This window comes from Virgibacillus litoralis (assembly GCF_017873675.1).
In the GTDB taxonomy this organism is placed as follows: domain Bacteria; phylum Bacillota; class Bacilli; order Bacillales; family Amphibacillaceae; genus Lentibacillus; species Lentibacillus litoralis.
Window position 1 is genome coordinate 316,137 of record NZ_JAGGKK010000001.1, and the last position, 24,510, is coordinate 340,646.

Consider the following 24,510-nt stretch of genomic DNA (forward strand, 5'->3'; position numbering starts at 1 on the left):
TCATTTAAGAAAAAAACAGCCGGTCACACATGCCTTTTTTCCATTAAATGAATGCCAACTCCAGTCATCATGACACCCATTAGCAATAATATACTGATTGGAAATAATAAATCTTCCACCGGATAACCATAAACGGCTACACCATTTAACACTTCCATTCCGTACGTAATTGGAACGATTTTTGATAAAAATAACATAAACTGGGATTGAACAATTTCAATTGGCCAGTAAGCCCCACCAATCATTGCCATACTCACGGCCACAATTGGAATCACCGCATTAAATTGCTGCACTGTTTTAACCAAGCCTGTTATCAAAATGGAAAGGGCAACAATCGCAAAAACATATGGAATAATTACCAGCAGGGATTCAATAAACCTTCCATGAAAATCAACACCAATCCAATAACGAAAAACCAGAAATACAATTGCCACCTGCAAGTATCCTGTGATAAACGTATAAACGAAATTTGCTGTATACATTTCCCACTTTCGAACTGGTGACAATATAACCCTATCCCAAATGCCATCCTTCTTTTCTGTCAAAATATAAAAAACATTATAAGCAATCGTATAGATTACAAAAAACAGTGTAAATCCGAATAACGTATGGAATGTGTTATCAATAATAACCGCATTTGCCCCCCGAAAATTGTTTGACTGAATAGCAAATACCGGTTCATCTAAAGCTGCTTCCAAGTCATCCTGAACCTGTTCTTTTTCACTTGATGTTGTTGCATCTGCCTCCGCAAAAATTTGGTTATATTGGGCTTTTTTCGTGTACACTTCCTTTATTGTTTGCTGAACCATCTTGGTGTTTTGCGAAGAAACTCCAACGATCACATTAAAATCATTTTCCTTGAGTTCAACACCAACCTCAGCTTTTCCACTTGAAATCTGCTGCATCATTTCTTCTTCAGAAAGCCATGTAAAAGAATATGCATCAGATTCGTCTACCATTTCACCTACCATTGATTCACGAACCGAATCATCAGCTGCATAAAGCGGAACACTGATTGTTGTATAGTTTCCGGACCCTCCTAAAATAAGGGCAAACCCAACCGACATGACAATCATAATTAGAAACGTCCATGGATTTCGCATAAACATTTTTATTTTTGCTAAGAAAATACCCTTCATGCCGTTTGCCCCCTTTTCGGAAAATTAAGTGCCGCAATCACAACAATCGTAACTGCAAAAATACAAAGGAAAAAAACATGCTCCCAAATCGACGAAATAGGATCGCCTCTAAGGACACTAAGATAAGCTGTCATCCCGGCACCATTAGGCGTTAAGTTACCAATAAATTGAATCGTTTTAGAAGTATCACCAATTGGAAAGAAGCTTCCTCCTAAAAAGGCAATAATCGTAATGACAATCGATTGAAAAAAGTTCGTTACCAATTCCGAATTAATCCGATAACTAATAGCAGTAAGCAAAACGGACAAGCCCCCAACTGCTATTGCCAGACCAAATGTAACAATTAAGAACGCTAGAATACTTGGCCACGCTACCCCAAAGAGAATCCATGACACACCAAACACAATTAATAAATGAAGAAAACCAAATACAGTACCAGCAATTAACACACCTGAAAAATAAACCCATCTTGATACGTTGGCCAAAATAATACGGTCAAAAACGTGGAGTCTTTTTTCAAGAAAGGCATAGGAACCTATTGTGGATGCAAGAAAAAGAACATTCATGACAGCCATTCCAATTGCATAATAATTCTTAGCTGTCACAGGCTGCGTCTGATCAATCGTCGTTATTTCACCAGAAATCGCTTCTGTATCAACCTGAATTGCTTCCATCGAAATGCCTTTTTCACCAACAAAACTTGTTAGCGTTAATTGTTCCTGAAACTGCTGTAATACCTCCAAAATAATAGTAGACCCTAGTTGTTTCCCTTCGTTACGGGATACATTTAATGAAGTCCCGGCATTCTCCATGCCAAAGAAATTTTGAAGTGTTTTATATGTGAAATTTTCTGGAATCTCAATAACTGCTGTATAGGAATCATCATTTAGAATTTTTTCCCGTTCAGATGGTTTAACGCTTTCCAGTTGTACTAATTCCTTTAATCCCTCACTTCCAAAAACGGATTCTTTTAATAGTTTAATAGGAGCTAATTCTCCAGTTGCCGCTCGAACCGCTTCCACTCTTTCCGAAGGCGCTCCACTGTTTTCGAAATCATTTATAAATCGGTCCACCTGCTCCGTTTCATCTCCATGCTCAATAATAGCAACCTTGGCATCTATCGTAACTTCTTCACCATTCATTACATTCCCAAGCGCTGCACCTAAAATTGCAATCAGAATAATTGGGAGGCCAAGCAGCAGAAGCAACTGCTGAGGATTACGCACCAATGTTAATCCTATTTTTTTCACAATTTGCCAAATCATAAAACCCTCTCCTCCCTAGTCCCGTAATGCTCTTCCAGTAAGATGCAGAAACACATCTTCCAATGTTGCCTCCTGAACATCAACTGAATTCAATTCAATTTCAGCTTCCTCTGCATATTTCAAAATTGTACCAAACACTTTTGTTTCCCTTGGTACGATTATTGTCACAGATTTCTCATCTTCCGTGACACTATTTATCGTTGCATCATTCCGAAGTGATTGAACAAAAATTTCATTTATCCTATCAGACTTGATTTCAATCGTTTTTTCTGCTGAAAGAATTCGTTTAATTTCCTCATTCGTTCCGGATGCAATAAGGTTTCCTTTGTCCATAATATAAATGCGGTCACAAAGAAATTCCACTTCTTCCATATAGTGACTCGTATACAATACAGTCATCTCTTTCTCACGATTAAGCCGTTTCACCGTCTCTAGGATGTAGTTCCTCGACTGCGGATCAATCCCAACTGTTGGCTCATCCATGATGATCAACTCTGGGTTGTGCAGTAGCGCAACACCGATATTCAAACGACGCTTCATGCCACCCGAAAACTTCTTAACAACATCTTTGCGCCGATCTGTTAAACCAATCAGTTCCAGCACCTCATCAATTTTCTGCTTCAGTTCCATACCTGACAGCCGATAAATCCTGCCAAAGAACTGTAAATTCTCTTCTGCAGTCAAATCATCATATAATGCAATCTCTTGTGGTACCATGCCAATCACATCCCGAATCGGACCGGGGGTCTTAATAATACTGGAATTCTTAAACCGCACATCTCCTGTTGTCGGTTCAATTAAAGATGACAGTATGGAAATTGCCGTTGATTTCCCAGCACCATTTGGTCCCAGTAAACCTACAATTTCACCTTTTTCAATATACATATTCAAATTTTTCACAGCATAATATTGTTTAAATTTCTTAGATAAATCAACTAACTCAAGCATCGTATCTTCCTCCTCTTATATTATTGTATAGTGTCTGGTCACCATCGCATACTGTCTCAAGTCACGAATAATTATGAAAGGAGGATGACCTGAGTCACTTTTATAGTATCTTCTGTCGATGTTCCAGCCTCTTCTGTCGATGTTCCGCTTCTTCTGTTGATGTTCCACCTCTTCTGTTGATGTTCCACCTCTTCTGTTGATGTTCCGCCTCTTCTGTTGATGTTCCGCCTCTTCTGTTGATGTTCCGCCTCTTCTGTTGATGTTCCGCATCTTCTGTTGATGTTCCGCATCTTCTGTTGATGTTCCGCATCTTCTGTTGATGTTCCGCCTCTTCTGTTGATGTTCCAACCTCTTCTGTTGATGTTCCACCCTCTTTCTTATCTGCAATAAAAAAACTCCCCACTCTCGCGGGAAGTCTACTACTAGTCACCTATTTCATGCTTAACAGCAAAGATAGCCAGCTGTGTGCGGTCACGCAGCCCTGTTTTTTGCAAGATTTGTGTGATATTGTTTTTTACGGTGCCGATTGATAAGTATAGCTCTTCTGAGATTTCCTTGTTCGTTTTTCCCTCGCCAACCAAACGTGTTATTGTTAATTCCCTTGATGTCAGATCAACATTAACTGCAGCATTATTCGATGAACGTTCCAATAAACGCGGCATCACTTTTGCCGCTACTTCTTCATGAATTGTTAAACCTCCACTCATACAACTGTAAACAGCATCAATTAATTTAGTCGATTCCGATGTTTTTAATAGAAATCCATTTGCACCTTCCTTTAATGCCTGAAGAGCATATTCGTCGTCATTAAAGGTTGTCAACATCAAAATCTTAACCTCTGGCCATTGCTTCTTTATCTTTCTTGTCGCTTCAATCCCGTTTACCACAGGCATACGCACATCCATCATGATAAAATCGACCATATATTTTTCCAGAATATCCAAAGCATGCTGACCATTATCCGCTTCATGGGTCACTGTAATATTTTCGTCCTGTTCTAAAATAACCTTCAGCCCCTGCCTGACAATCGCTTGATCTTCAACTAGCAGCACACGAATCATTACGCTTCCTCCTCATTCACAGGAATTGTCCCCAACACAACAAATTTCCCCTCTGTTTGATATACGTATAGTGTTCCATTAACTTCTTCTACTCGGTCTTTCATATTCGATAGTCCGAATCCAAATTCGAACGGTGTTGCGTCATAAATCCGATTCAAAACTTCAAAAGAAATTGCTCCTGTGGCAGACCTGCCCAAATTAATATGTACTTCCTTTGACTGTGCATGGCGCATTGCATTGGTTAATGCTTCCTGAATGACCCGATATAAAACAACACTTTTTTCATTGGAAAGCGGAACTGACAGCACACCTTGCTTGATGGTGAACTGAACTTGGATATGACTTTCGGCTTCAAGTTTACGAATCAGGTGGACAACCGTGGCCAGACCTTCATGTTCCTCACGTTGCAAAGCTTTTACAGCATGTCTTGTCTGATCAAGACTACCCTGTGCCATTACTTTTAATTCACTATATTCCGCTGAATTATTTTGAATAGACAGCATCTCCAGCTTCATAATCAAAGCTGTTAATCGATGTCCTACCGAATCATGGATATCCCGGGCAATTTTTGTACGCTCTTCAAGACGTGCATCTCTTTCAGCTGCTAGGTTCATCCTTTTTAATTTACGATACTCACCTGACATTTGCTCATACATTTTACGTTGCTCATTTTTTTCCAAATTCAACTGATTAAGCGCAATTACCATGAAATAGAAGAAACTGGATAGAACAATCATTTCAACTACATTATTATTAAAATAAACAACCACCATCATCGATAATACCAAATTAAAAATTAAATAGATTTTTAAATGCATCTCCTGATGGCGATACACGGCAATAATTGCTAGATAAAATAATAATAAAATCGAGAATGTACCTTCACCTGTCAACATAACCCCATGAATAAAAATGATTACTGACAGACTAATGAAAAGAAAAAGCAATTCTTTTCGAATAGATACAAAGAAAAATAACCCTAATGAAAATGCCGCAAACAATAGACTTACAGATTGGTGTTCACTGTGCCAGAAGATAAGCAAGGTCCAAAGCCCACAAAATATACAGAACCGTACCCAAAAAACGCTCACTCGATTATCACCTGCCTTAAGAAAAGACTAGCATTATTATATTAATATGGAAATATCTTCTTAAATAGTGTATCTTATACTATAATAAGAGTAATTATTAGAAAACTTGGTATTCGCCAAGCCTTAATATAGATAAACTTCAAATAAAAGGAGCGATTATATGAAGCATACATATTTTCTCACAGGCTACCCTGGTTTCCTTGCATCAAGCTTAATTAAGCAACTTCTCCATGACCACCAAAAAGACATCAAGCGAATCTACTTACTAGTGTTACCATCCCTCCAAGATAAAGCAACTCAAGAGATTAACAGCCTAGCAAAAAAAACTGGACATGATCCAGGCATATTTTCCATTGTAACCGGTGACATCACAGAACCAACTCTGGCACTTGACCATGATATAAACCGCGAAATACAGGAATCAGTTACCCACGTCTTTCACCTTGCAGCCATTTACGACCTGGCAGTGCCCAAGAATATTGCATTTAAGGTTAATGTCGATGGAACGAAGAATATGAACAATTGGGTGAAAACGTTAGGTAATCTCGAACGTTATACTTATTTTAGCACAGCGTTCGTAGCGGGGATGCGTGAAGGAAAGATATTTGAAAATGAATTAGCAGCAGGACAGACATTTAAGAATCATTATGAGGAAACGAAATATCATGCAGAGGTTTTAGTGGAGGACCTCAAGCAGTCAGTTCCGACAACTATTATTAGACCAGGTATTGTTAAAGGTAACTCAAAGACTGGGGAGACCATCAAGTTTGACGGTTTATATTTTATGTTAAATTTACTTGATCATATAAGTTTTCTTCCAATCACACCATATATGGGAGATGGTAAACCAGAGGGAAACTTTGTGCCATCTGATTATGTATTACGTGCGACAAGCTATCTGGCAATTGCACCTGTCGGCAAAGGAAAAACATATCATCTGACTGATCCAAACCCTTACAAAATGCATGAATTACAGAAAATACTCGCCGAGGCTTACTTAGGAAAAACACCAAAAGGTAAAATTCCGTTAGCTTGGGTAAGAAGCTCGTTATCATCTGCTCCAGTCCGGAAATGGCTTCAAGTCGAGTTAGAAGCACTAGATTACTTCTCTATAAATGCATCTTTCGACTGTTCAACTGCAGTAGCAGATTTAAAAGGTGCAGGGATTATATGTCCCGACTTAAAAGACACTGTCGAACCAATGATTAATTTTTATCGAAAATACAAGCATGACCGGAGCAAACACATACAAATTACCTAATTTTTTAATTAACAGAGTTATGAGAATATTGTACCATTTCCTAAAAATTACCACATTTCTGATTCCATTTATAGTATAATATTTGGGACAGGTCTATGCAGGGTGGCTTCAAATTCTGAAGTAGTGGAAGAGTTTCATCTTATTACTTGGCGACTTCAAATCCCCTAAGAAAGGGGTTGAGCGAGTGATACCAGTTGACAGTGCTCTTGAGCTAATGTTAATGTTTGCCACACTCGTATTACTGATCGTCAATAGTAGCCACGGAAAAAAGTAATCACCCTGTCGTCTACGTGAACTTGGGAAAATTACTTTTTTCATCCCTAAACGGAGTCGCCGTGCCTTGCGGATAACTGTCAGAGCCGCAAGTTGCAGCTTGCGGCTCACTAAATACCACTAACTCCCCCGAGAAAACAACCAATTTAATAATATTGCATTCCAATCAAATTTATTCACTTTTTTTAAAACACTAAATAACTTGGCCTTAATCGCGAGTTCCTTAGTTGCACCTAAACAGTATGAAAGTATTTGTACTTTCTTAACTGCTAAGAAAGAAAAAAATCATACTTTCGTCTTAATTAAATAGTATCACATTATATTTTGTTGGTCATTACAAATATTCCAATATTTTCTTCCACTCTTCTACCTTCCCCTTAAAGGTCTTCGTATAACGTCCTGGAATTGGACTGGTCGAAGGTAATTTTATAACATCCACTCCACTTATATTAAAATTTTTCCTGAAGGTTTCATATGATCTCCCTCCATTACAAGCTATCAAGCGAATGCCAGGATATTCATTCAGCAACCCGACAATATCATTCGGCTCCTCTTCTACAATATTTGCGTCAAGACTCCCTTCCCGATAACAGAGACCTATTGTATCCCATAAAGCAAGCTGCTTACGCCTTACAAATGCGATTTTTTCGTTGTAATCAGATATTGGCTTTTGCTCAAAAAGTTCAAAAAGTATATCCCAAAAATGGTTACGTGGATTTCCGTAATACTCTGCTTTTTCCAATGAAATCCCGCCTGGCATGGAACCGAGGATAAGAACCTTAGGGTTTTCTGGCAGTACTGGTGCGAATGAAGTTAATTTTTCAGCCACTATTCGGTCTCTCCTTTATAGTTTATATTTCCTTTTTTAGTCATCTCTAATCATTTTATGATTTATATTAAACTGATCGGGGAAGAATTAACCTGTGAAGATATTTTTAGAAAGAAGGTATCTAAATGAAAGCAATTGTTATAAATGAATATGGGTCCGCTAATCAACTAGTTGAGGAAAATACCCCAAAACCTATTATAACTGATGACCAAGTATTAGTGGAACTTTATGCAACATCAATAAATCCAATCGATTGGAAGCTGCGTGAAGGTTATTTAAAAGAGAAATTCCCATTTAATTTCCCTATTATCTTAGGTTGGGATGCCGCGGGAATTGTTAGCGAAGTTGGCCATAGTGTATCGAACTTTTCAGTTGGCGATCGAGTTTTTGCACGACCAGCTACAACAAAAAATGGAACGTATGCTGAATATACCGCTGTTGATAAAGATCTGTTAGCAAAAATACCAGAAGATATCTCATTTGAGGAGGCTGCTGCAGTTCCACTCACCGGACTTACTGCATGGCAATGTCTAGTCGATATTTGTGAAATTAAATCAGAGGACAAAGTCTTAATCCACGCAGGCTCAGGAGGTGTCGGGAGTTTTGCCATCCAGATTGCCAAAAGCTTCGGCGCACATGTAGCCTCAACTGCCAGTGGCAAAAATGAAGGATTCCTCAAAGAATTAGGAGTGGACCAATTCATTAATTATCAGATGGAGAATTTTGAAGAAGAACTAAGTGATTATGACATTGTACTCGATACGATGGGTGGAGGCATTCAAGAGAAAAGCTATGACGTCTTAAAAGATGGTGGAAAACTAGTATCAATTGCAGAACCTCCAGACGAAAAGCTCGCTGAGTCAAAAGGCGTTAAAGCAAGCTTTCATTGGCTAGAGCCTGATGGCAAGCAGCTGGCCAAGCTTGGAGAGTTGATGGAAAAAGGAGAAATGAAGGCACATATTGGTCAAACGTTCCAATTTTCCGAAGAAGAGATGCGTGAAGCACATAAACTAAGTGAAACACACCATGCAAAAGGAAAAATTGTAATTAAAATTAAGTAGTGTTTGTAAGGAACCTGTGATATTTCACAGGTTTCTTTCATTATTTAGGAAACTATAAAATTAATGTATAGTTGATAACTGGACTTCCGAATCAGCCACGTCCAGTTCCAGCGCTTTGTTCTCTTATTGCATATTTAAAGACTAAAGTATAGAGGGTCCTAAGAAAGCAAAACTTCATAATTATCACGAGTGGACTTACTTCGCTAAGTAACGCTCAATAGCAAGATAGGAATACAGACGGTAACCTACTGGAAATAGAGCTACCAATGCTATGAACTTCATCGATCCAGCTGTTACAAATAACCATATAATCCCAATTATAGCAGTTAGAACTGTGGTGATATTACCGGCAATTCCATTGATTGGCGTATTATCCAGGAAAAATGACTTCATCCATTTTAAATCCTTGGCATAGCATTCCTCGTGATATGCTTTTACATCTAAGAAAATTTTAGCAGTAATAACATCATCTCTAATTTCAATTGGTCTTGTACACCTGTCACAATATATTTTTGTTTCTGATTTTTTAAACTCTATCATAGAACTTCATCCTCAAGTCTATCTGTCTTCAACTGCCAGATAAAAAGCTCTAGCGATCTGGAGTTAATCCAGCTCGTACCCCATACATCATCGTTTCGAACCATCGTACCTAACAGCCATATTCTTCTTACAGTAATAAACAGTGGCAGGCTTTTCAAATCATCGTCAGTTAACTTTCTTTCTTTTAAATAGCCCTGTAAAAATGCATCCCAGCACTCAGTTTCTAGGTTTTTATAATTATTTTTCAGGTTCCACCATGAAACGGCAACATCATATGCACGGTATCCAAAGGCACAACAATCGAAATCAAAAACCTCAATTGTACCATCATGGATATGCATGTTGTGATTATGAAAATCACCATGGCAAAACCCTGTCTCTAGATTAAGCTCAGTCAAATCTGCCTTAATATTTTCAACAACTCTACGCAGCGTTTCCTCTGCCTCATTTCCAAGGTATTTTTTCAAAACCGGTGAGATGACAGCTACCTGTTCATCCAGCAAATGTTCAGTGTCCAGCTCAAACCCCCGTTCATATTGAGTAGTAAGCTTGTCCGATTTTTTATGTAGCTTACCAAGTGTTTCTCCAATAACTTTTGAATTTTCAACGTTAATCTGCGGACGCTCTCCTTTTGAATAGGAAAATAACACCCCATAACGAACTCCCTCGGGGGCTTTTACCTCAGTCAAATAGTTGCCATCCTTCTTTTTAATCGGAAAAGAAACTCTATTACCTAGCAAATGATTAATCGCATCCAACTCAAATAATATAGATTCCTTATTCCGCCAGCCAGCGCGATAAAGCCTGTATATATAGGTCTCTTCTTCAGTCGTAATGAGATATGTGTCATTCAGCCCACGTGCTAAAAAATCGCATTGGAGAGCTTCTATATCATGTTCATCGATAATTTGTAAAATTGTATCTGTGTGAATTAATGAATGTCTTACCTGAATATCCAAGATCCTACCCCTCCAAAAAATAAACTCTACACTACAATTCTATACCTTCTACTGGAAAAACAACACCATATGTTCTTCATCATAGTAAGTCTCTCCAAGTCTCACTGCACGTTTGTGAGTGCCATACGGGACAAATCCCAATGCATAATAAAGGCTTTTGGCAGTGTCATTCTTAGTTACGACAGATATGCAAACCTGCTCTACCCCATCAAGCGAGCTTGCATGATCAATTGCTTTTTGTAATAACTGTTTGCTCACACCTCTACCTCGTTTATATGGCGTAACATATACGGCATATACATTTGTCAGATGGTCTACTTTCACCTTAGTTTCCCTGACCAATGTTACAACTCCAATTAGTTCATTATCCTCGAACGCGCCAAAATTATATGCATTCTCTGATTGAAACCTAACCTTATACACATCCACCGAATTATTTTTCACTTCGTCGTAGCTCGAAATAAAAGCTTCTGGACTATTAAGCAACGCTTCTAGTCTCAATTTCCGATAAGCTTCAGCATCCTCTGGCTCCAATATACGTATATCCATTTAACCACTCCCCCTTAAGTTTTATAGATTATACTATATTTCTATTTAGAAAACTTGGCATTTATTTATGAAAGCGTCCTTTGCTCTCTCAGAACCCCTTATAGTCTAGAGCCCGAGTCCTAATAAAGATTTGCAGTGGTAACACTTATGCAGTAAGGAATGCTTTCTTAATTGTAAAACCAAAAACGTCTCCCTATAAGGAAACGTCTCTCCAAACCATTTTTAACGCAATAGGAAATAAACCTGGATAACAGACACAAATGATTTTATCAGTTCATCTCCCATTACTTAACCCCTCTCCAAATATAACAGTCGATATTAATATATGTATCGTATCATAATATTCATGATTAAAATTTAAAATCATAATAAGAGTCTTAATACTCTTACGTTTTCTGATATGATAATCTAAAGATACTTGATTATGAGGTGACATAATGAAAGCTATATTAATTGGAGTTCTATCTGCAGTATTTTTTTCGGTAACATTTATTTTAAATCGTTCAATGGAGCTGGAGGGTGGAAGCTGGGTTTGGAGTGCATCACTCCGATTTATGTTTATGCTTCCGATGCTGTTAGTCATTGTCGGATACAAAAAGAACGTCAGACCAGTTATTCAGCATTTAAGAGAGCAACCACTCCGATGGATGACTTGGAGCACTATTGGATTTGGTTTATTCTATGCACCTATTACATTTGCTACTATATATGGACCTGGGTGGCTTGTCGCAGCAACATTTCAGATAACAATTATTGCGGGTTCACTTTTAGTTCCCTTCTTAAATAAAAAAGTAAAACAGAGGATTCCTATTCAGAGCATATTTATTTCGCTTATTATCCTTTCTGGTGTGTTTGTGATGCAACTCGAACATGCGTCATCCGTCTTGTTAACCAGTGTATTGCTATGTGTCATCCCCTTAATTATATCTGCATTTGCGTACCCACTTGGAAATCGAAAAATGATGCAGCTTGTAAATGGGAATTTAAATACATTCCAACGAATTCTCGGAATGACAATTGCATCGATGCCATTTTGGATTTTTTTATCCATTTATGGAATTATCGCGCATGGCACACCAAACACAAGCCAAGTGCTGCAGACCTTCATTGTCGCTGTTTCATCTGGGATAATTGCTACTGTATTATTTTTCTATGCAACCGAATTGGTCAACCACGATAACCATAAATTAGCTGCAGTCGAAGCAACACAATCAGGTGAAGTTGTCTTCGCCTTATTTGGTGAACTGTTCCTGTTAAGCGCGCCATTACCAAGCTTTTTATCATTTGTTGGTATGGCACTTGTTATTGTCGGAATTATTCTGCATAGTGTCATTTCAGCATTAGGGAATCGTAAAATTAGAAAACTTGGCATCCGCCAAGCCTAACGGTGAGTGCCATAGTTGCACTTATGCAGTAAGTAATAATTTATTACTATAACTGCTAAAAAAACGCTACACCAACACGGCATAGCAGTTTTTAATCATTATTTTTTTCGGCCAGTTCCATTGCTGCCCTATCTTCAGCTGGTGTCGACCGTTTAATAAAGAACGCAAGTCCCAGCCCTGCTAATGTCAATCCTGTCGCAACATAGAAGGCAACATTAACACCATGAATCATTTCACTTGGGTCAGCAGACGCACTCATATCCACTGCAGCAGCCGACATTACTGTAACTAAGATAGCTGTTCCAATCGATGCCGCAACCTGGCGCATCGTATTATTCATTGCCGTACCATGTGGTATTAACCGGGTCGGTAATTGGTTAAGACCAGCAGTAGTTACGGGCATCATCACCATGGAAATGCCAAACATACGTATCGCAAACACTACTGTGAGATAAGTCAGTGACGTCTCTGTAGATAAATTTGTAAACATAAACGTCGTGATTGTTAGTATAGAAAGTCCAATAATCACAAGCCATCTAGCCCCTACTCTGTCAAAAATACGGCCCGTAATTGGTGACATAAAACCCATCAGTAATGCACCAGGCATAATCATCATTCCGGATTGAAGCGCCGTAAACCCAGCCATGTTTTGCATATAAATCGGCAGAATTGTTTCTGCACCAATCAGAGCCATAAACACAATCATACCTATCGCCGTAGCAATTGTGAATGTTGGATATTTTAATACACGAAATTCCAATATAGGTTGAGCAAGTTTAAACTGTCGCAGAATAAATGCAGTAAGCGTAACAGCCCCTATAGCAAGAGATGCAAGTACTACTTGATCAGACCAGCCGTAATTTCCGGCACTGCTGAAGCCATACAACAATCCACCAAAACCGAGCGTTGATAAAATGATGGAGAGAATATCAACCTTAGGATAAGTTTGTGTGGTCACATTTTTCATAACAAAATAAGCAACAATAATATCAATAATCGCGAGCGGTAAAATAATGAAAAACATTACACGCCACGCGTAGTTCTCTACTACCCATCCGGAAAGCGTTGGCCCGATTGCCGGGGCAAACGATATAACCAATCCAACAGTCCCCATAGCAGAACCACGTTTTTCAATTGGAAAAATCAGTAGAAATATAGTCATCATTAACGGCAGCATTATCCCTGCGCCAGATGCCTGAACAACTCTTCCGATCATCAAAATAAAGAAATTTGGTGCTATACCACAAATGAGTGTTCCCACCGCAAAGGTAGACATTGCCGTCAGTAATAATTTTCTAGCCGTAAATGTCTCTATTAAAAAAGCTGTGATAGGTATCATAATCCCATTCACCAGCATAAAAATAGTCGTTAACCACTGTCCAGTACTTTCCGTTAAATTAAAGTCAGCCATAATCGGAGGAATAGCCGTAGCCAATAACGTCTGATTTAAAATCGCCAAAAAAGCACCTGATAGCAGTACAGCAACAATCGGAAATTTATTTAACTGTTGTACATTTTCGTTCTGATTGTTTTCCATACAACACATCTCCTTCTCAGCTGCTGTTTTTGTACACGTATTGAATTATATGGAAAATAACAGGTAAGGTCAATAATGATGTATAATGAAAATTAAAAAAAAGGAAGTACTTTGATGAATAATATAGAGGATATCATCCAGTCTATCCAAGATGACAGATGGATGATGGATATCTTAAATGCAGCACAACAATTACAGCTGCCGGATTGGTGGATCTGCGCAGGATTTGTACGGTCGAAAGTTTGGGATGTCCTGCATGGATTCGATGAACGGACTGTTCTTCCTGATATTGATGTCGTGTATTTTGATGAGGGCATTATTGATGAGGATGAGGAAAAACGACTGGAAAGAGTTTTGCACGAGATTAAGCCTGAGGTACCTTGGTCCGTTAAGAATGAAGCGCGTATGCATGTACGAAATAACATGGATCCTTATAGCAGTACAGAAGACGCCATAGCAAAATTCCCAGAAACAGCAACCGCCCTGGGAGTGAAACTCAATATGGATGGTGATCTGATTTTAATAGCACCACATGGCGTAGATGATTTGCTCAACATGTTAGTTCGTCCGACACCATATTTCGCGAAGTCTAATGAGCTATTTACTATTTATAAAAATCGAGTTGTAGAGAAAAATTGGTCGAGGAGATGGGATAAGATTAAGTTGGACGTATAGTGATTCTCGCTCGAGTTCTGGCTGCTGTCGCTCGAGTTGCGGCTGCCGTCGCTCGAGTTCTGGCCGCTGTCGCTCGAGTTGCGACCGTTGTCGCTCGAGTTCTGGCTGTTGTCGCTCGAGTTGAGGCCGCTGTCGCTCAAGTTGGGGCTGTTGTGGCTCGAGTTGCGGCCGTTGTCGCTCGAGTTTGGCTGTTGTCGCTCGAGTTCTGGCCGTTGTCGCTCGAGTTCTGGCTGCAGTCGCTCGAGTTGAGGCTGTTGTCGCTCGAGTTCTAGCTGCCGTCGCTCGAGTTCTGGCTGCCGTCGCTCGAGTTGCGGCTGTTGTCGCTCGAGTTTTGGCCGCTGTCGCTCGAGTTGAGACCGCTGTCGCTCGAGTTCTGGCTGTTGTCGCTCGAGTTGCGGCCGTTGTCGCTCGAGTTTGGCTGTTGTCGCTCGAGTTCTGGCTGCAGTCGCTCGAGTTCTGGCCGTTGTCGCTCGAGTTCTGGCTGTTGTCGCTCGAGTTCTGGCTGTTGTCGCTCGAGTTCTGGCTGTTGTCGCTCGAGTTGCGACCGTTGTCGCTCGAGTTCTGGCCGCCATCGCTCGAGTTGCGGCCGTTGTCGCTCGAGTTCTAGCTGTTGTCGCTCGAGTTCTGGCTGCCGTCGCTCGAGTTCTGGCCGCTGTCGCTCGAGTTCCGGCTGTTGTCGCTCGAGTTTGGCTGTTGTCGCTCGAGTTCTAGCTGCCGTCGCTCGAGTTCTGGCTGCCGTCGCTCGAGTTCTGGCCGCTGTCGCTCGAGTTTCCGATTTGGCGCATCAATTCAGGCACTTGCACTATAATTTATTCATGCTCATAGGTCCCATATTCTTCACCATAATACCGGTTATACCGTTGCTTAAATTTAGTATATAAATACTGGACTATGACTTTTAAAATAGCATAACCTGGAATACCAAGGACCACACCAACGATTCCAAATAGATTTCCCGCAACTAATAACACGATAATAATTGTGAGCGGATGAACACTCATTGTTTTCCCCATAACATTTGGTGATATGAAATTCCCTTCCAGAAATTGAACAGCAACCCAAACAATCGCTAATTTAAAAAACATAAATGGTGAAGCAACCAGCGCAATTATGATAGCCGGCGATATAGCAATCATTGGTCCAAGATAAGGGACAACACTTGTTACCGCAGCGATGATCGCCAGCGTTATAGCATAGTCCAAACCAATAATCAAGTAACCAATAAATAAAAGAATACCTATACATGAAGCCACAATAATTTGTCCCTGGATATACGAACCGACCTGAACATCCATATTCTTAAGGATTTGATTCGCATCATCTCTGTATCTAGGTGGCAAGAGTTTTATACAAAATTCCTTAAATCGATCTCCATCTTTTAACAAAAAGAATAGGATGAAAGGAAATGTAATAATAGAAACAATAACACTAGTAAGCGTACTAGCAACATTCTGGACGCTTTCTAGAGCACCACCAATGTACTCACCAATTCTGCTAGTCAGATTGCTGAGATTTGATACAAGCCAGTTATATCCCTGATCATAGTAAGGTGCCAAAAATGAACTTTGTATCGATGACTTAATGCCTTCTCCCATTTGTTGTAAGTATTTTGGAAAATTAGTAGCCAAATCTTTGACCTGAGTTTCAATAGCTGGTGCCGTAAGTAAAATCACACCAGTAAGCAATCCACTAATACCAAGGATAATGATGACAATTCCCCAAATTCGCTTAATATGTAAACGATGCAGGATATTTACAATTGGATTTAACAAATAGTAAGCTATAAAGGCTAGTATCACTGGCGGTAAAACAGTTGAAAAAACGATAAGTATTGGATTAAAAATGAATGAAACTTTTGTATAAATTAATATTGCAATACCTATCAGAATCAGCAGAATTAATCCGAAAAAAAGATCCCGTCCTCCAATAAAATTCATAAATCGACTCTCTGTCTTCATAGCGACCCTCCTTAATACACAAATTATAGATTATATTGTAGAAAAATTCCATAATTGAGGGTCTATGTAACTTGGGATAATATATTTTTTGAAACTTTTTTAAATGGTAATTGCTCTAACGTGTGAAAGGAGGTTACAACTTGGAAAATTTGGACCTTGTTGACAAAGCAATAAATGGGGACGGACAAGCATTTGAAACCCTAGTAAAAAATGAAAGTGAGAAATTGTACAAAACGGCTTTTCTTTATGTACGAAACAAAGAAGATGCATTAGACGTTCTGCAAGAGACGATTTATAAAGCATTTGTATCCATAAAACAAGTAAAACAGCCCCAGTATTTTCACACATGGCTAACTAAAATATTAATCCGTACAGCATACGACTTTATAAGAAAGCGAAAAAAAGTTGTACTAGATGAAAATATTATTGATATTATGCCGGACAAACCCAGTACAAATATTGAGGACAAACTGGACACTTTAAACGCAGTAAACAGATTAAATAAGGACTATCAAACAGTAATTATCTTATTTTATTATCATGATCTGACTATTTATCAAATCTCGGAAACAATGGCAAAACCAGAAAACACAATTAAGACTTATCTGCGCCGGGCAAAGATGGAATTAAAAAAGATAATTGGGGGAGTGGATAGCAATGTTCAAAGAGCAATTCAATAAAGAAATTAATGAAATAAATGTTGAAAAGAGTGAAATATTTGATGCAATTGACAAAGGAATAGAAAAGGGACGAAATGAAAAACCGCCAAAAAGAAAATCAATGGCTAAAATTCTTGGGACTATTGCATCGGTCGCTGCCAGTACATTCTTAGCATCCGGTTTGGTTTTTGCACCAATCACAAACGTGTTAGCATCTGTACCTTTAATAGGCTCTATATATGAGAACTTCAGCATGCAGATTGGGTCGCAATTATCGAAAAGTGGTTTAGTGACGGAACTAAATCAAAATGCAACAAGTAATAATGTAGATATTACAATAACGAGTGCTTACTATGACGGAAATATTATTGGCATTACATTTAAAACTCAAGGTGATCGGTTATCTTTAGATAATATTGGTGGAGATAAAGGACCTGAAACTGGATATGGCTTTCACCTGTTTGGTGGTGATGAACGGGAACAATGGACCTCATCTATGACTGAACTAGAAGAAACTGAAGATGGTTACGTTGCTGCGATGGAGTTTGAAAATCCTGATGCTAATTTACCTCAAGATTATAATCTGCCATTAACATTTACCTCCATGGCAGGGGTGAAGGGAAATTGGACATTCAATATACCGGTTCAGCAAATTCCTTCAGAAACAATTTATACTCAAGCAGAAAGTACACTTAAAGACTATTCACTTAAAATGGAGTCAATTGAAGTATGGAAAGCAACATCAATGTTGAATTATAAGACCTCATTTCCGTTAGCTGGTAAAAATGACGATATAAGATTAACCGTAGTGGATAATGAGGGAAATGAACTATCACCACGACACGCAGCAGTCTTAGAAACCGAACAGAATGGTGATTTAGTTGAGAAAGAGATACGAGAGTTATTTAATAGCAAAATCAGTGGTAAAGCAGAATATCTAACTATTCAACCTGAAATTGTCCAACACGAAGAAGACACCGTGACATCACTCGATCAGACTACCCCATTTATGGTGGAAAGTGAGAGATTTGATTATAGTATTAGAGTTAATAAATTAGAGCAAAACGGGGATAAACTTATATTGGATTACAATATACAAAATGTAGACACGGATACCATTAGAAAGGATATTGTTCAAAACTTCGCCAACTTTATTATGTTAATTAAGTCCGACAATATCTATAGAGATGAAAATGGCAATTTGGAGATGGAAAAAATGCTCGAAAACAGGATTAGAAGTAACACAGCAGAAATAATAGACGAAGAAAGATTACATTTTAAATCAACTTATACAATAGAGAACCCTGATCGATTCAATATCAGAGACTACTCAATAATGGTTCCATTTGGCACGCTAAGCGCAAATGATGACCCCATTAAAATGGATCCAATAAAAATCGACTTAAAAAATAATAATTGATCGTTCAGCAAAAGGCTTTGGGGATATTTTCCTCAAAGCCTTCTTAAGTTTGTCTAAGCTATTCCTCCCACTCCAGGAACTCCAGCCTATTTCCAAATGGATCAGACACATAAAAACGATTTGCTCCTGGAAGCCGGGCATCCGTTTTAAAAGCAACATCCTTCTCAATCAAATACTGCTTCATCGCTTCTATATTTTTCACCTGAAAAGCTGGATGGGCTTTTTTAGCTGGAACAAATGGCTCTTCTATTCCAATATGTATATGAATATTTCCAGCCTGAAACCAAACACCACCATTCTTCTTTAATAGCACTGGTTTTTCGACCTCTTCAAAGCCTAATTTATCCTTATAAAATTCACGAGCCTGATTTTCTCCTTTAATAGGAGCTGCTAATTGGACATGATCAATCTTTTCATAGTCAAATGACATATGCTCACTCTCCCTTCTCTTCTATATTAACCGCTATTACGCAGCATGAATAATAGTAATTACATATCACTTTTGAAAAGTTATACTTATAGAACATTTATAAGGGCCTTATACTCTGGAATACAATCTTATTTATGCAGTAAGAAAGACCAGCTTCATAAGAAACTGGTCTAACAAATTTTTCAATTAATTAGTTTTCATTAAACGCCAAATCAACTGCATCATAGGCATTCACATAACCTGCCCCAACTTCCCAAGCTTCATAGTCTGACATTGGGGTTGCTGTTTGTTGAATGATATTTTTTACCTCTTCAGGTGTTAATTCTGGATTAGCATCAAGAATTAAAGCAACGACCCCTGCAACGTGTGGTGTAGCCATCGATGTTCCGCTCATTGTTGTATAATATGGGAGATATTCCGTCTCAATGTATTGAAGATCTTTATCCAATGCTAATGATGATATCGGTGCAATAACTCTTGAAGATATAATATCTACTCCTGGTGCGGTAATAGATGGTTGATCTTTCCATGTCCATGTTTCCCCATTAATCTCAAAAGTACCACCACCATCAGTTGTTCCACGCGATGAAAAGTCTGCCAATTCACCACCTTTTGTACCTGCTGCAACAGAAACGACCCATGGTGCCTTCGCATATGGATTATGTGTATCTTCAGCTGGTCCTTCATTTCCCGCGGCAAATAATACCGTTATGCCATTATCATAAGCTTCCTTACTAGCGATGTTTATTGGATCATTAGGATCGAAATCTCCACTTGTTCCCCAGGAATTTGTGATTACACGAACTCCATATTCTTCCTGGTGTTCCATTGCATAATCGAATCCACCAAGAGCGTCTAAGATAGATAATGCTGCACCTGATCCATAACCAATCAAATCTGCACCTGGCGCAACACCTTCATACTTCCCATCAGACATTTCCCCAGTACCGCCGACAGTTCCAGCTACGTGAGTGCCATGGCCTGAGTTACTATCGGTATTTGGTACATTTTCCAGATAAGTAGCAGGCAATAACCCTGGTGCCAAATTGCTTAAATTTAAACTTGCCAAGACGTTTTGCACTAAATTCTCACCAAACAGTAAATCCTGGTGTGTTCCATCAACCCCGCTATCATTCACGACAACACCTACTCCTTCACCAGTAACAGGTATTCCATCATTTTGTTCTGTCATTTGTTCATCAGAACGAACTTGATCAACACCAGTTAATTCTGTAGCGTCAGCATTGGAATATTCTAGCTTTTGATTTAAATAAACAGAACGAACACCATCTTTATTTTTTAAATCTTCTATTTGGTCTGCAGTAGCAATCGTGGCTACCATTGGCAAGGACTTAAGCGAAATCCCATCAGTAATTCCTATTCTTTCTAGTAGATTCAAATTGGCTAAGGTTGGTTCTTCATTACCATCGAAGGTAACAATCACTTGAAAACTTCCTATACCTTCTGCAATCTTCTCTTCCAGAAGAGAATCAATTGCAACCGAATTCGTTGTAGCGTTTGCTTTAGGTTGTCCAAAAATTAGTAACGAAAATAGAAAAAATGATAGTAGTGTTAAATAAATAACCTTTTTCATAAACTTCATCCTCCCATTTGATAGAATTTTCTTTCAAATTCATTATGAATGAGAGAAATCTCGTTTACTACCGTACAAATGATAGATTATTGTTGGGAAAGACCCAACTTAATCATACAAAAGTCGTACATCTTAAATCATATAATTAATTTTTTCCATACAAAATGACCAGCTTCCCATTAGGAAACTGGCCTGTCATTTAAAAATTTATCAGCCACAATTGCCGTATTTTCATAAAAAGTTTAAACCACCACTTCGCAAAGTGGGTGTTTGCAGAAACCTTCCTGTCTTCCACACTATCGAGGCACGACATTATAGTTTCGATGTAAAACTCCCTATTCATATGTTAGAGGTTAAACTAAAATTAATACGTACATTGCAGCTTATAAATACATATTACACGTAAACCCACCCAAATTCAATGGGAATTTTAACCTATTTTGAAAACGGTTTCAAAATAATAACTCATATACTTCCGTTAATTCCTTAACACGAATATCATTTTCGACATTCCTGGCATAGGCCAATTCTTTTTCCAACACAGAGTCCAGATAAGCCATTTCTTCTTCATCTAAATTTCTGACAAACTCGACTTCATTTTTGTATCCTTCTGTTTCAAGCTTCTTGCCAATCTTTTGGCACATATCATTTTCACTATAATTCGCTAATGATTCACGCAAATAATTCAATGTATTATCGATGATCCTCACCCTTTTATTTCGTGTTCTTCTTCTTGGTCCGTTGTTCGAGCTGTGATTTTGGCCGCTGATCAGCAGCATCCTCGCTTAATCCCTGTTGATTGACACTTGAATTCACTCTGCGCTTGCTTCTGTTATCCTCTTTTTCACTCATAACATGTACACCTCCACTTGGTATTATTTCAAACTATGAGCCATTTTATGCCTAAAAAAGGTGCCCTGTGGCCAGGACACCTTTTAACAACTTTATCGTTTTTTTGCCGATGTTTATCGGTATAATGTCGAACTTTATCTATTTTGGCCATAACTTTATCGATACCGTGTCGAACTTTATCTATTCGCCAGTTTTGAGCTGCTTTTACAACTGTGGCTCTGGCTCTATTTTTCCCCAAGTTCTTCATACTTATCACGTAACGACCGCTTCAGTACTTTTCCACTTGGGTTCTTTGGCAATTCGTCAGCAAAATCTACATGCTTTGGAACTTTGAATTTTGAAAGTCTCTCTCTGCAGAATTCAGCAACTCCATCTTCCGTAAGACTAGCGCCTTCTTTCGGAACAATGACTGCAGTTACTGCTTCGATCCAATATGGGTCAGGAATACTTACAACAGCAACTTCGGAAACGCCGTCCATTTGATAAATAGTTTCCTCTACTTCCCGGCTCGAGACATTGACACCGCCTGTATTAATCATATCTTTTTTGCGGTCAACAATTGTAATGTAGCCTTCTTCGTCCATTACACCCAAATCCCCACTGTGAAACCAGCCCCCGCGAAATGCTTCAGCTGTTTTATCCGGATCATGTAAGTAACCTTTCATCGTATGTGGTGTCCGGTGAACAATCTCACCCGTTTCACCGCGAGCAACTTCTTTATCGTTATCATCAACGATTTTCGTCTGTACATTTAAGGTTGCCACACCAGCTGACCCCAATTTCCGTAATTGATCTTCTGGCTGCAATGCTGTTGCAAGCGGCGCTACTTCTGTTTGTCCGTAAAAGTTCCAGAACTTCGCATTCGGTAAACGCTCGGCAAGCTCTTTTAAAATTTCCCGTGGCATAATTGCAGCTCCATAATAGCATTTTTCCAGCGTCGATAAATTACGTTTATCAAAATCCGGATGCCGCAGTAATGCTATCCAAACAGTTGGTGGAGCAAATAGCTGTGTTGCACCCTCCTCTTCTATTGTTTGTAAAATCACCTCAGGACTGGCTGCGCCAAGGATAATTCCACTTGATCCAACGTAAATACTTGGCCCTAAAAATACATGTAACTGTGCACTATGATATAGCGGTAACGCGTGAATCGCCACATCTTCAGCTGCCATTTTTCCATCTACAATGGAGCTTACATACTCACTAATCAAGCTCTTATGGGAAAGCATAACTCCTTTTGGCCGTGATTCTGTCCCACTTGTATACAACACATGTGCAAGATCATCATCAGCAATATCAGCATCCACAAAGTCATTTGAACGACCATCACGTGCATCAGACAACGATACCCACGAAGAGAGTTCTCCTTCATATGTTCCAAGGGTATCCATCAAATAGCGCTGTCTGATTTCCAGTCTTCCAGCCGATTTATCCAAAACTGGTGCATATTCCTCTGAGGCAATAAATGCACTAACATCCGCATGTTCCAAAATATACGCTACGTCCTCAATGGAAAGCATGTAGTTAATCGGAATCATAACTGCCCCAATTCTTGCTAAAGAAAAGTTTGCTATGACGAAATCCAAACTATTTTTGGACATTACCGTCACCATATCACCTTTTTTCATTCCATCGGCCAAAAAGGCATGTGCTGTTTGGTTTACCAAGTTATCCAGTTCTGCATAATTCAACCGTTGTCCTTCATACGTAAGTGCTAACTTCTCAGGCATTCGATCACGAGTCCGCGCCAACAAATCGCCCAGTGTATTTCGTCGAGCGCGCTGCAACATCTTATCAAGATCATCATGTACATTTGTTTCTGTGTTCATATTTCCACTCCTCAAATGATTTTTTCGATGACTTATGTGCTGAATATTCTTTGTTTTATTTTAATTCAGAAAACTGATAATGACAAGCAAGTCGTAATGACTTCTTTTGCCAAAAATGCTCGATAACCTAATTATTTAAGATAATGTCGTCGAATCATAAGTTCCTCACTAAACTTAAAATTGCTTGGCTTATCACCAAAAAATCAGGCCATCCTGCGATGACCTGATCTCTCCAATACTTTATTCTGATGTTACTAGCTGTAATTCTACTGGAATAAATTCTTCAACAGACTCATCTGCAGCTACTTTCCCTGCAGCATCAATAGCTTTTTCTCCAATTAATTCTGGTTGTTGAGCGACTGTTGCATCCATACGGCCTTCTTCTACTGCTGCACGGGCATCATCGGTTGCGTCAAAGCCAACAACGACAACGTCTTCCAGCATGCCGTTTGATTCAAGTGCTTGTACTGCACCTAATGCCATTTCATCATTGTGAGCGAACACAGCATCAATTTGGTCCGTACTCTGAATAATGTTTTCCATTACTGTTAAGCCTTCTGAACGGTCAAAGTTAGCAGACTGATTCGCAACGACTTCCAAGCTGTCAATACCATCAACAATATTATGAAATCCTTCACCACGCTCGCGTGTAGCTGATGCACCTGGGATACCTTCAAGCTCTACTAGTTTGCCGCTTTCACCTAACTGCTCAGCAATAAACTCACCAGCCATTTCACCACCTGCTACGTTATCAGAAGCGATATGTGTTACAACTTCACCGCCGTCAGCACTACGGTCAACAGTTATAACTGGAACACCTGAATCATTTGCTGATTCAATAGCTGAAACTACTGCCTCTGAATCGGTTGGGTTTACTAAAAGAACATCAATATCCTGCTGCAATAAATCTTCAATATCACTTAACTGTGTTGATGCATCATTCTGCGCATCCGCTGTTACGATTTCATACCCAGCTTCTTCTGCAGCAGCTTCAGCACCATCACGTAAAGATACGAAGAATGGGTTGTTCAATGTTGAGACAGATAGTCCGATTTTAATGGAATCATCGGAACTGCCTTCTGAAGAATTACCTTCGTTTTCATCTGATGATCCTGGCTTTTCAGTAGAACATGCACTGATTACAACCAGCAATAATGTTAATAGCCCTAATCTCTTAATCCATTTACTCATTTTA

Annotated in this window: 25 protein-coding genes and 1 other RNA gene; 7 read left to right on the forward strand and 19 right to left on the reverse strand. The window is 39.0% G+C overall.

The features are described 5' to 3' along the window. Positions 1–23: 23 nt before the first annotated feature. The 6 genes from J2Z82_RS01565 to J2Z82_RS19665 form a co-directional block, all read right to left on the reverse strand. Positions 24–1,139 (reverse strand): ABC transporter permease, encoded by a 1,116-nt coding sequence (locus J2Z82_RS01565; RefSeq protein ID WP_209479030.1) that lies wholly within the window; start codon positions 1,137–1,139, stop codon positions 24–26. Then, on the reverse strand, positions 1,136–2,404 hold the full coding sequence (locus tag J2Z82_RS01570; protein ID WP_209479031.1) for an ABC transporter permease: 1,269 nt from the start codon (positions 2,402–2,404) through the stop codon (positions 1,136–1,138). The genes J2Z82_RS01565 and J2Z82_RS01570 overlap by 4 nt, the downstream gene beginning before the upstream one ends. A gap of 15 nt (positions 2,405–2,419) precedes the next feature. Beyond that, the gene (locus tag J2Z82_RS01575; protein WP_209479032.1) at positions 2,420–3,352 is read right to left on the reverse strand and encodes an ABC transporter ATP-binding protein; all 933 of its coding nucleotides are present in this window, start codon (positions 3,350–3,352) and stop codon (positions 2,420–2,422) included. A 100-nt stretch (positions 3,353–3,452) separates the two neighbouring features. Further along, entirely contained in the window at positions 3,453–3,755 is a 303-nt protein-coding gene (locus tag J2Z82_RS01580; RefSeq protein ID WP_209479033.1) for a hypothetical protein, read from the reverse strand. Between the two features lie 19 nt (positions 3,756–3,774). Then, positions 3,775–4,413, reverse strand: coding sequence for a response regulator transcription factor (locus tag J2Z82_RS01585; protein WP_209479034.1), 639 nt, complete (start codon positions 4,411–4,413; stop codon positions 3,775–3,777). Continuing rightward, positions 4,413–5,504, reverse strand: coding sequence for a sensor histidine kinase (locus J2Z82_RS19665; RefSeq protein WP_209479035.1), 1,092 nt, complete (start codon positions 5,502–5,504; stop codon positions 4,413–4,415). The genes J2Z82_RS01585 and J2Z82_RS19665 overlap by 1 nt, the downstream gene beginning before the upstream one ends. A 160-nt stretch (positions 5,505–5,664) precedes the next feature. Here J2Z82_RS19665 and J2Z82_RS01595 point away from each other — a divergent pair, with 160 nt between their 5' ends. Next, on the forward strand, positions 5,665–6,765 hold the full coding sequence (locus J2Z82_RS01595) for an SDR family oxidoreductase (protein ID WP_209479036.1): 1,101 nt from the start codon (positions 5,665–5,667) through the stop codon (positions 6,763–6,765). Positions 6,766–7,372: 607 nt separating this feature from the next. Here J2Z82_RS01595 and J2Z82_RS01600 read toward each other — a convergent pair. Continuing rightward, positions 7,373–7,867, reverse strand: a complete 495-nt coding sequence (locus J2Z82_RS01600) for a DNA-deoxyinosine glycosylase (protein ID WP_209479037.1) — start codon at positions 7,865–7,867, stop codon at positions 7,373–7,375. A gap of 125 nt (positions 7,868–7,992) precedes the next feature. Between J2Z82_RS01600 and J2Z82_RS01605 the strand changes: the two genes are divergently transcribed. Further along, on the forward strand, positions 7,993–8,928 hold the full coding sequence (locus J2Z82_RS01605) for an NADP-dependent oxidoreductase (protein WP_209479038.1): 936 nt from the start codon (positions 7,993–7,995) through the stop codon (positions 8,926–8,928). A 195-nt stretch (positions 8,929–9,123) separates the two neighbouring features. Here J2Z82_RS01605 and J2Z82_RS01610 read toward each other — a convergent pair whose 3' ends face one another. From J2Z82_RS01610 to J2Z82_RS01620, 3 genes are read right to left on the reverse strand one after another with little or no spacing between them, the layout of a single operon-like run. Beyond that, entirely contained in the window at positions 9,124–9,468 is a 345-nt protein-coding gene (locus J2Z82_RS01610; protein ID WP_209479039.1) for a hypothetical protein, read from the reverse strand. Continuing rightward, positions 9,465–10,427 (reverse strand): phosphotransferase enzyme family protein, encoded by a 963-nt coding sequence (locus J2Z82_RS01615; protein WP_209479040.1) that lies wholly within the window; start codon positions 10,425–10,427, stop codon positions 9,465–9,467. The genes J2Z82_RS01610 and J2Z82_RS01615 overlap by 4 nt, the downstream gene beginning before the upstream one ends. Positions 10,428–10,475: 48 nt before the next feature. Beyond that, positions 10,476–10,976, reverse strand: a complete 501-nt coding sequence (locus J2Z82_RS01620; protein WP_209479041.1) for a GNAT family N-acetyltransferase — start codon at positions 10,974–10,976, stop codon at positions 10,476–10,478. A 437-nt stretch (positions 10,977–11,413) separates the two neighbouring features. Between J2Z82_RS01620 and J2Z82_RS01625 the strand changes: the two genes are divergently transcribed. Further along, positions 11,414–12,361 carry a DMT family transporter gene (locus J2Z82_RS01625; protein ID WP_209479042.1) on the forward strand — a complete coding sequence of 316 codons (948 nt, stop codon included), beginning with the start codon at positions 11,414–11,416 and terminating at the stop codon, positions 12,359–12,361. 91 nt (positions 12,362–12,452) lie between these two features. On the opposite strand, the gene J2Z82_RS01630 is transcribed toward J2Z82_RS01625, so the two are convergent. Then, positions 12,453–13,898: an MDR family MFS transporter gene (locus J2Z82_RS01630; protein ID WP_209479043.1), complete on the reverse strand. Its 1,446-nt coding sequence runs from the start codon at positions 13,896–13,898 to the stop codon at positions 12,453–12,455. A gap of 114 nt (positions 13,899–14,012) precedes the next feature. Between J2Z82_RS01630 and J2Z82_RS01635 the strand changes: the two genes are divergently transcribed. Beyond that, on the forward strand, positions 14,013–14,573 hold the full coding sequence (locus J2Z82_RS01635; protein WP_209479044.1) for a nucleotidyltransferase family protein: 561 nt from the start codon (positions 14,013–14,015) through the stop codon (positions 14,571–14,573). A gap of 421 nt (positions 14,574–14,994) precedes the next feature. After that, positions 14,995–15,180: a hypothetical protein gene (locus tag J2Z82_RS01640; protein WP_209479045.1), complete on the forward strand. Its 186-nt coding sequence runs from the start codon at positions 14,995–14,997 to the stop codon at positions 15,178–15,180. 202 nt (positions 15,181–15,382) lie between these two features. On the opposite strand, the gene J2Z82_RS01645 is transcribed toward J2Z82_RS01640, so the two are convergent. Next, positions 15,383–16,531 (reverse strand): AI-2E family transporter, encoded by a 1,149-nt coding sequence (locus J2Z82_RS01645; RefSeq protein ID WP_209479046.1) that lies wholly within the window; start codon positions 16,529–16,531, stop codon positions 15,383–15,385. A gap of 140 nt (positions 16,532–16,671) precedes the next feature. On the opposite strand from J2Z82_RS01645, the gene J2Z82_RS01650 reads away from it, so the two are divergent. Together J2Z82_RS01650 and J2Z82_RS01655 are read left to right on the forward strand one after the other, a co-directional pair. After that, on the forward strand, positions 16,672–17,211 hold the full coding sequence (locus tag J2Z82_RS01650; protein ID WP_209479047.1) for a sigma-70 family RNA polymerase sigma factor: 540 nt from the start codon (positions 16,672–16,674) through the stop codon (positions 17,209–17,211). After that, on the forward strand, positions 17,189–18,610 hold the full coding sequence (locus J2Z82_RS01655; protein WP_209479048.1) for a DUF4179 domain-containing protein: 1,422 nt from the start codon (positions 17,189–17,191) through the stop codon (positions 18,608–18,610). Before J2Z82_RS01650 ends, J2Z82_RS01655 begins: the two co-directional genes overlap by 23 nt. Before the next feature lie 58 nt (positions 18,611–18,668). On the opposite strand, the gene J2Z82_RS01660 is transcribed toward J2Z82_RS01655, so the two are convergent. The 7 genes from J2Z82_RS01660 to rbsB all read right to left on the reverse strand — a co-directional run bounded on the left by J2Z82_RS01660 (position 18,669) and on the right by rbsB (position 24,506). Next, positions 18,669–19,040, reverse strand: a complete 372-nt coding sequence (locus J2Z82_RS01660; RefSeq protein ID WP_209479049.1) for a VOC family protein — start codon at positions 19,038–19,040, stop codon at positions 18,669–18,671. Between the two features lie 190 nt (positions 19,041–19,230). Beyond that, a complete protein-coding gene (locus tag J2Z82_RS01665) occupies positions 19,231–20,634 on the reverse strand; it encodes a S8 family serine peptidase (protein ID WP_209479050.1) in 1,404 nt (467 codons plus the stop codon). A 207-nt stretch (positions 20,635–20,841) separates the two neighbouring features. Further along, a non-coding RNA gene (gene ssrS / locus J2Z82_RS01670) (6S RNA) lies at positions 20,842–21,022 on the reverse strand. Between the two features lie 64 nt (positions 21,023–21,086). Beyond that, complete coding sequence (locus J2Z82_RS01675) at positions 21,087–21,323, reverse strand: sporulation protein (RefSeq protein ID WP_280922959.1); 237 nt, start codon at positions 21,321–21,323, stop codon at positions 21,087–21,089. 25 nt (positions 21,324–21,348) lie between these two features. Then, positions 21,349–21,486: a small, acid-soluble spore protein L gene (locus tag J2Z82_RS01680; protein ID WP_209479051.1), complete on the reverse strand. Its 138-nt coding sequence runs from the start codon at positions 21,484–21,486 to the stop codon at positions 21,349–21,351. 224 nt (positions 21,487–21,710) lie between these two features. Then, complete coding sequence (locus J2Z82_RS01685) at positions 21,711–23,315, reverse strand: fatty acyl-CoA synthetase (protein WP_245250987.1); 1,605 nt, start codon at positions 23,313–23,315, stop codon at positions 21,711–21,713. A gap of 240 nt (positions 23,316–23,555) precedes the next feature. Then, on the reverse strand, positions 23,556–24,506 hold the full coding sequence (gene rbsB, locus J2Z82_RS01690; protein WP_209479052.1) for a ribose ABC transporter substrate-binding protein RbsB: 951 nt from the start codon (positions 24,504–24,506) through the stop codon (positions 23,556–23,558). Positions 24,507–24,510: the final 4 nt, after the last annotated feature.

Coding starts and splice junctions, on each gene's coding strand:
- J2Z82_RS01565 (WP_209479030.1), bottom strand. CDS start 1,139: ATGAAGGGTATTTTCTTAGCAAAAATAAAAATGTTTATGCGAAATCCA.
- J2Z82_RS01570 (WP_209479031.1), bottom strand. CDS start 2,404: ATGATTTGGCAAATTGTGAAAAAAATAGGATTAACATTGGTGCGTAAT.
- J2Z82_RS01575 (WP_209479032.1), bottom strand. CDS start 3,352: ATGCTTGAGTTAGTTGATTTATCTAAGAAATTTAAACAATATTATGCT.
- J2Z82_RS01585 (WP_209479034.1), bottom strand. CDS start 4,413: ATGATTCGTGTGCTGCTAGTTGAAGATCAAGCGATTGTCAGGCAGGGG.
- J2Z82_RS01595 (WP_209479036.1), top strand. CDS start 5,665: ATGAAGCATACATATTTTCTCACAGGCTACCCTGGTTTCCTTGCATCA.
- J2Z82_RS01605 (WP_209479038.1), top strand. CDS start 7,993: ATGAAAGCAATTGTTATAAATGAATATGGGTCCGCTAATCAACTAGTT.
- J2Z82_RS01610 (WP_209479039.1), bottom strand. CDS start 9,468: ATGATAGAGTTTAAAAAATCAGAAACAAAAATATATTGTGACAGGTGT.
- J2Z82_RS01620 (WP_209479041.1), bottom strand. CDS start 10,976: ATGGATATACGTATATTGGAGCCAGAGGATGCTGAAGCTTATCGGAAA.
- J2Z82_RS01625 (WP_209479042.1), top strand. CDS start 11,414: ATGAAAGCTATATTAATTGGAGTTCTATCTGCAGTATTTTTTTCGGTA.
- J2Z82_RS01630 (WP_209479043.1), bottom strand. CDS start 13,898: ATGGAAAACAATCAGAACGAAAATGTACAACAGTTAAATAAATTTCCG.
- J2Z82_RS01635 (WP_209479044.1), top strand. CDS start 14,013: ATGAATAATATAGAGGATATCATCCAGTCTATCCAAGATGACAGATGG.
- J2Z82_RS01645 (WP_209479046.1), bottom strand. CDS start 16,531: ATGAAGACAGAGAGTCGATTTATGAATTTTATTGGAGGACGGGATCTT.
- J2Z82_RS01655 (WP_209479048.1), top strand. CDS start 17,189: ATGTTCAAAGAGCAATTCAATAAAGAAATTAATGAAATAAATGTTGAA.
- J2Z82_RS01660 (WP_209479049.1), bottom strand. CDS start 19,040: ATGTCATTTGACTATGAAAAGATTGATCATGTCCAATTAGCAGCTCCT.
- J2Z82_RS01665 (WP_209479050.1), bottom strand. CDS start 20,634: ATGAAAAAGGTTATTTATTTAACACTACTATCATTTTTTCTATTTTCG.
- J2Z82_RS01680 (WP_209479051.1), bottom strand. CDS start 21,486: ATGAGTGAAAAAGAGGATAACAGAAGCAAGCGCAGAGTGAATTCAAGT.
- J2Z82_RS01685 (WP_245250987.1), bottom strand. CDS start 23,315: ATGAACACAGAAACAAATGTACATGATGATCTTGATAAGATGTTGCAG.
- rbsB (WP_209479052.1), bottom strand. CDS start 24,506: ATGAGTAAATGGATTAAGAGATTAGGGCTATTAACATTATTGCTGGTT.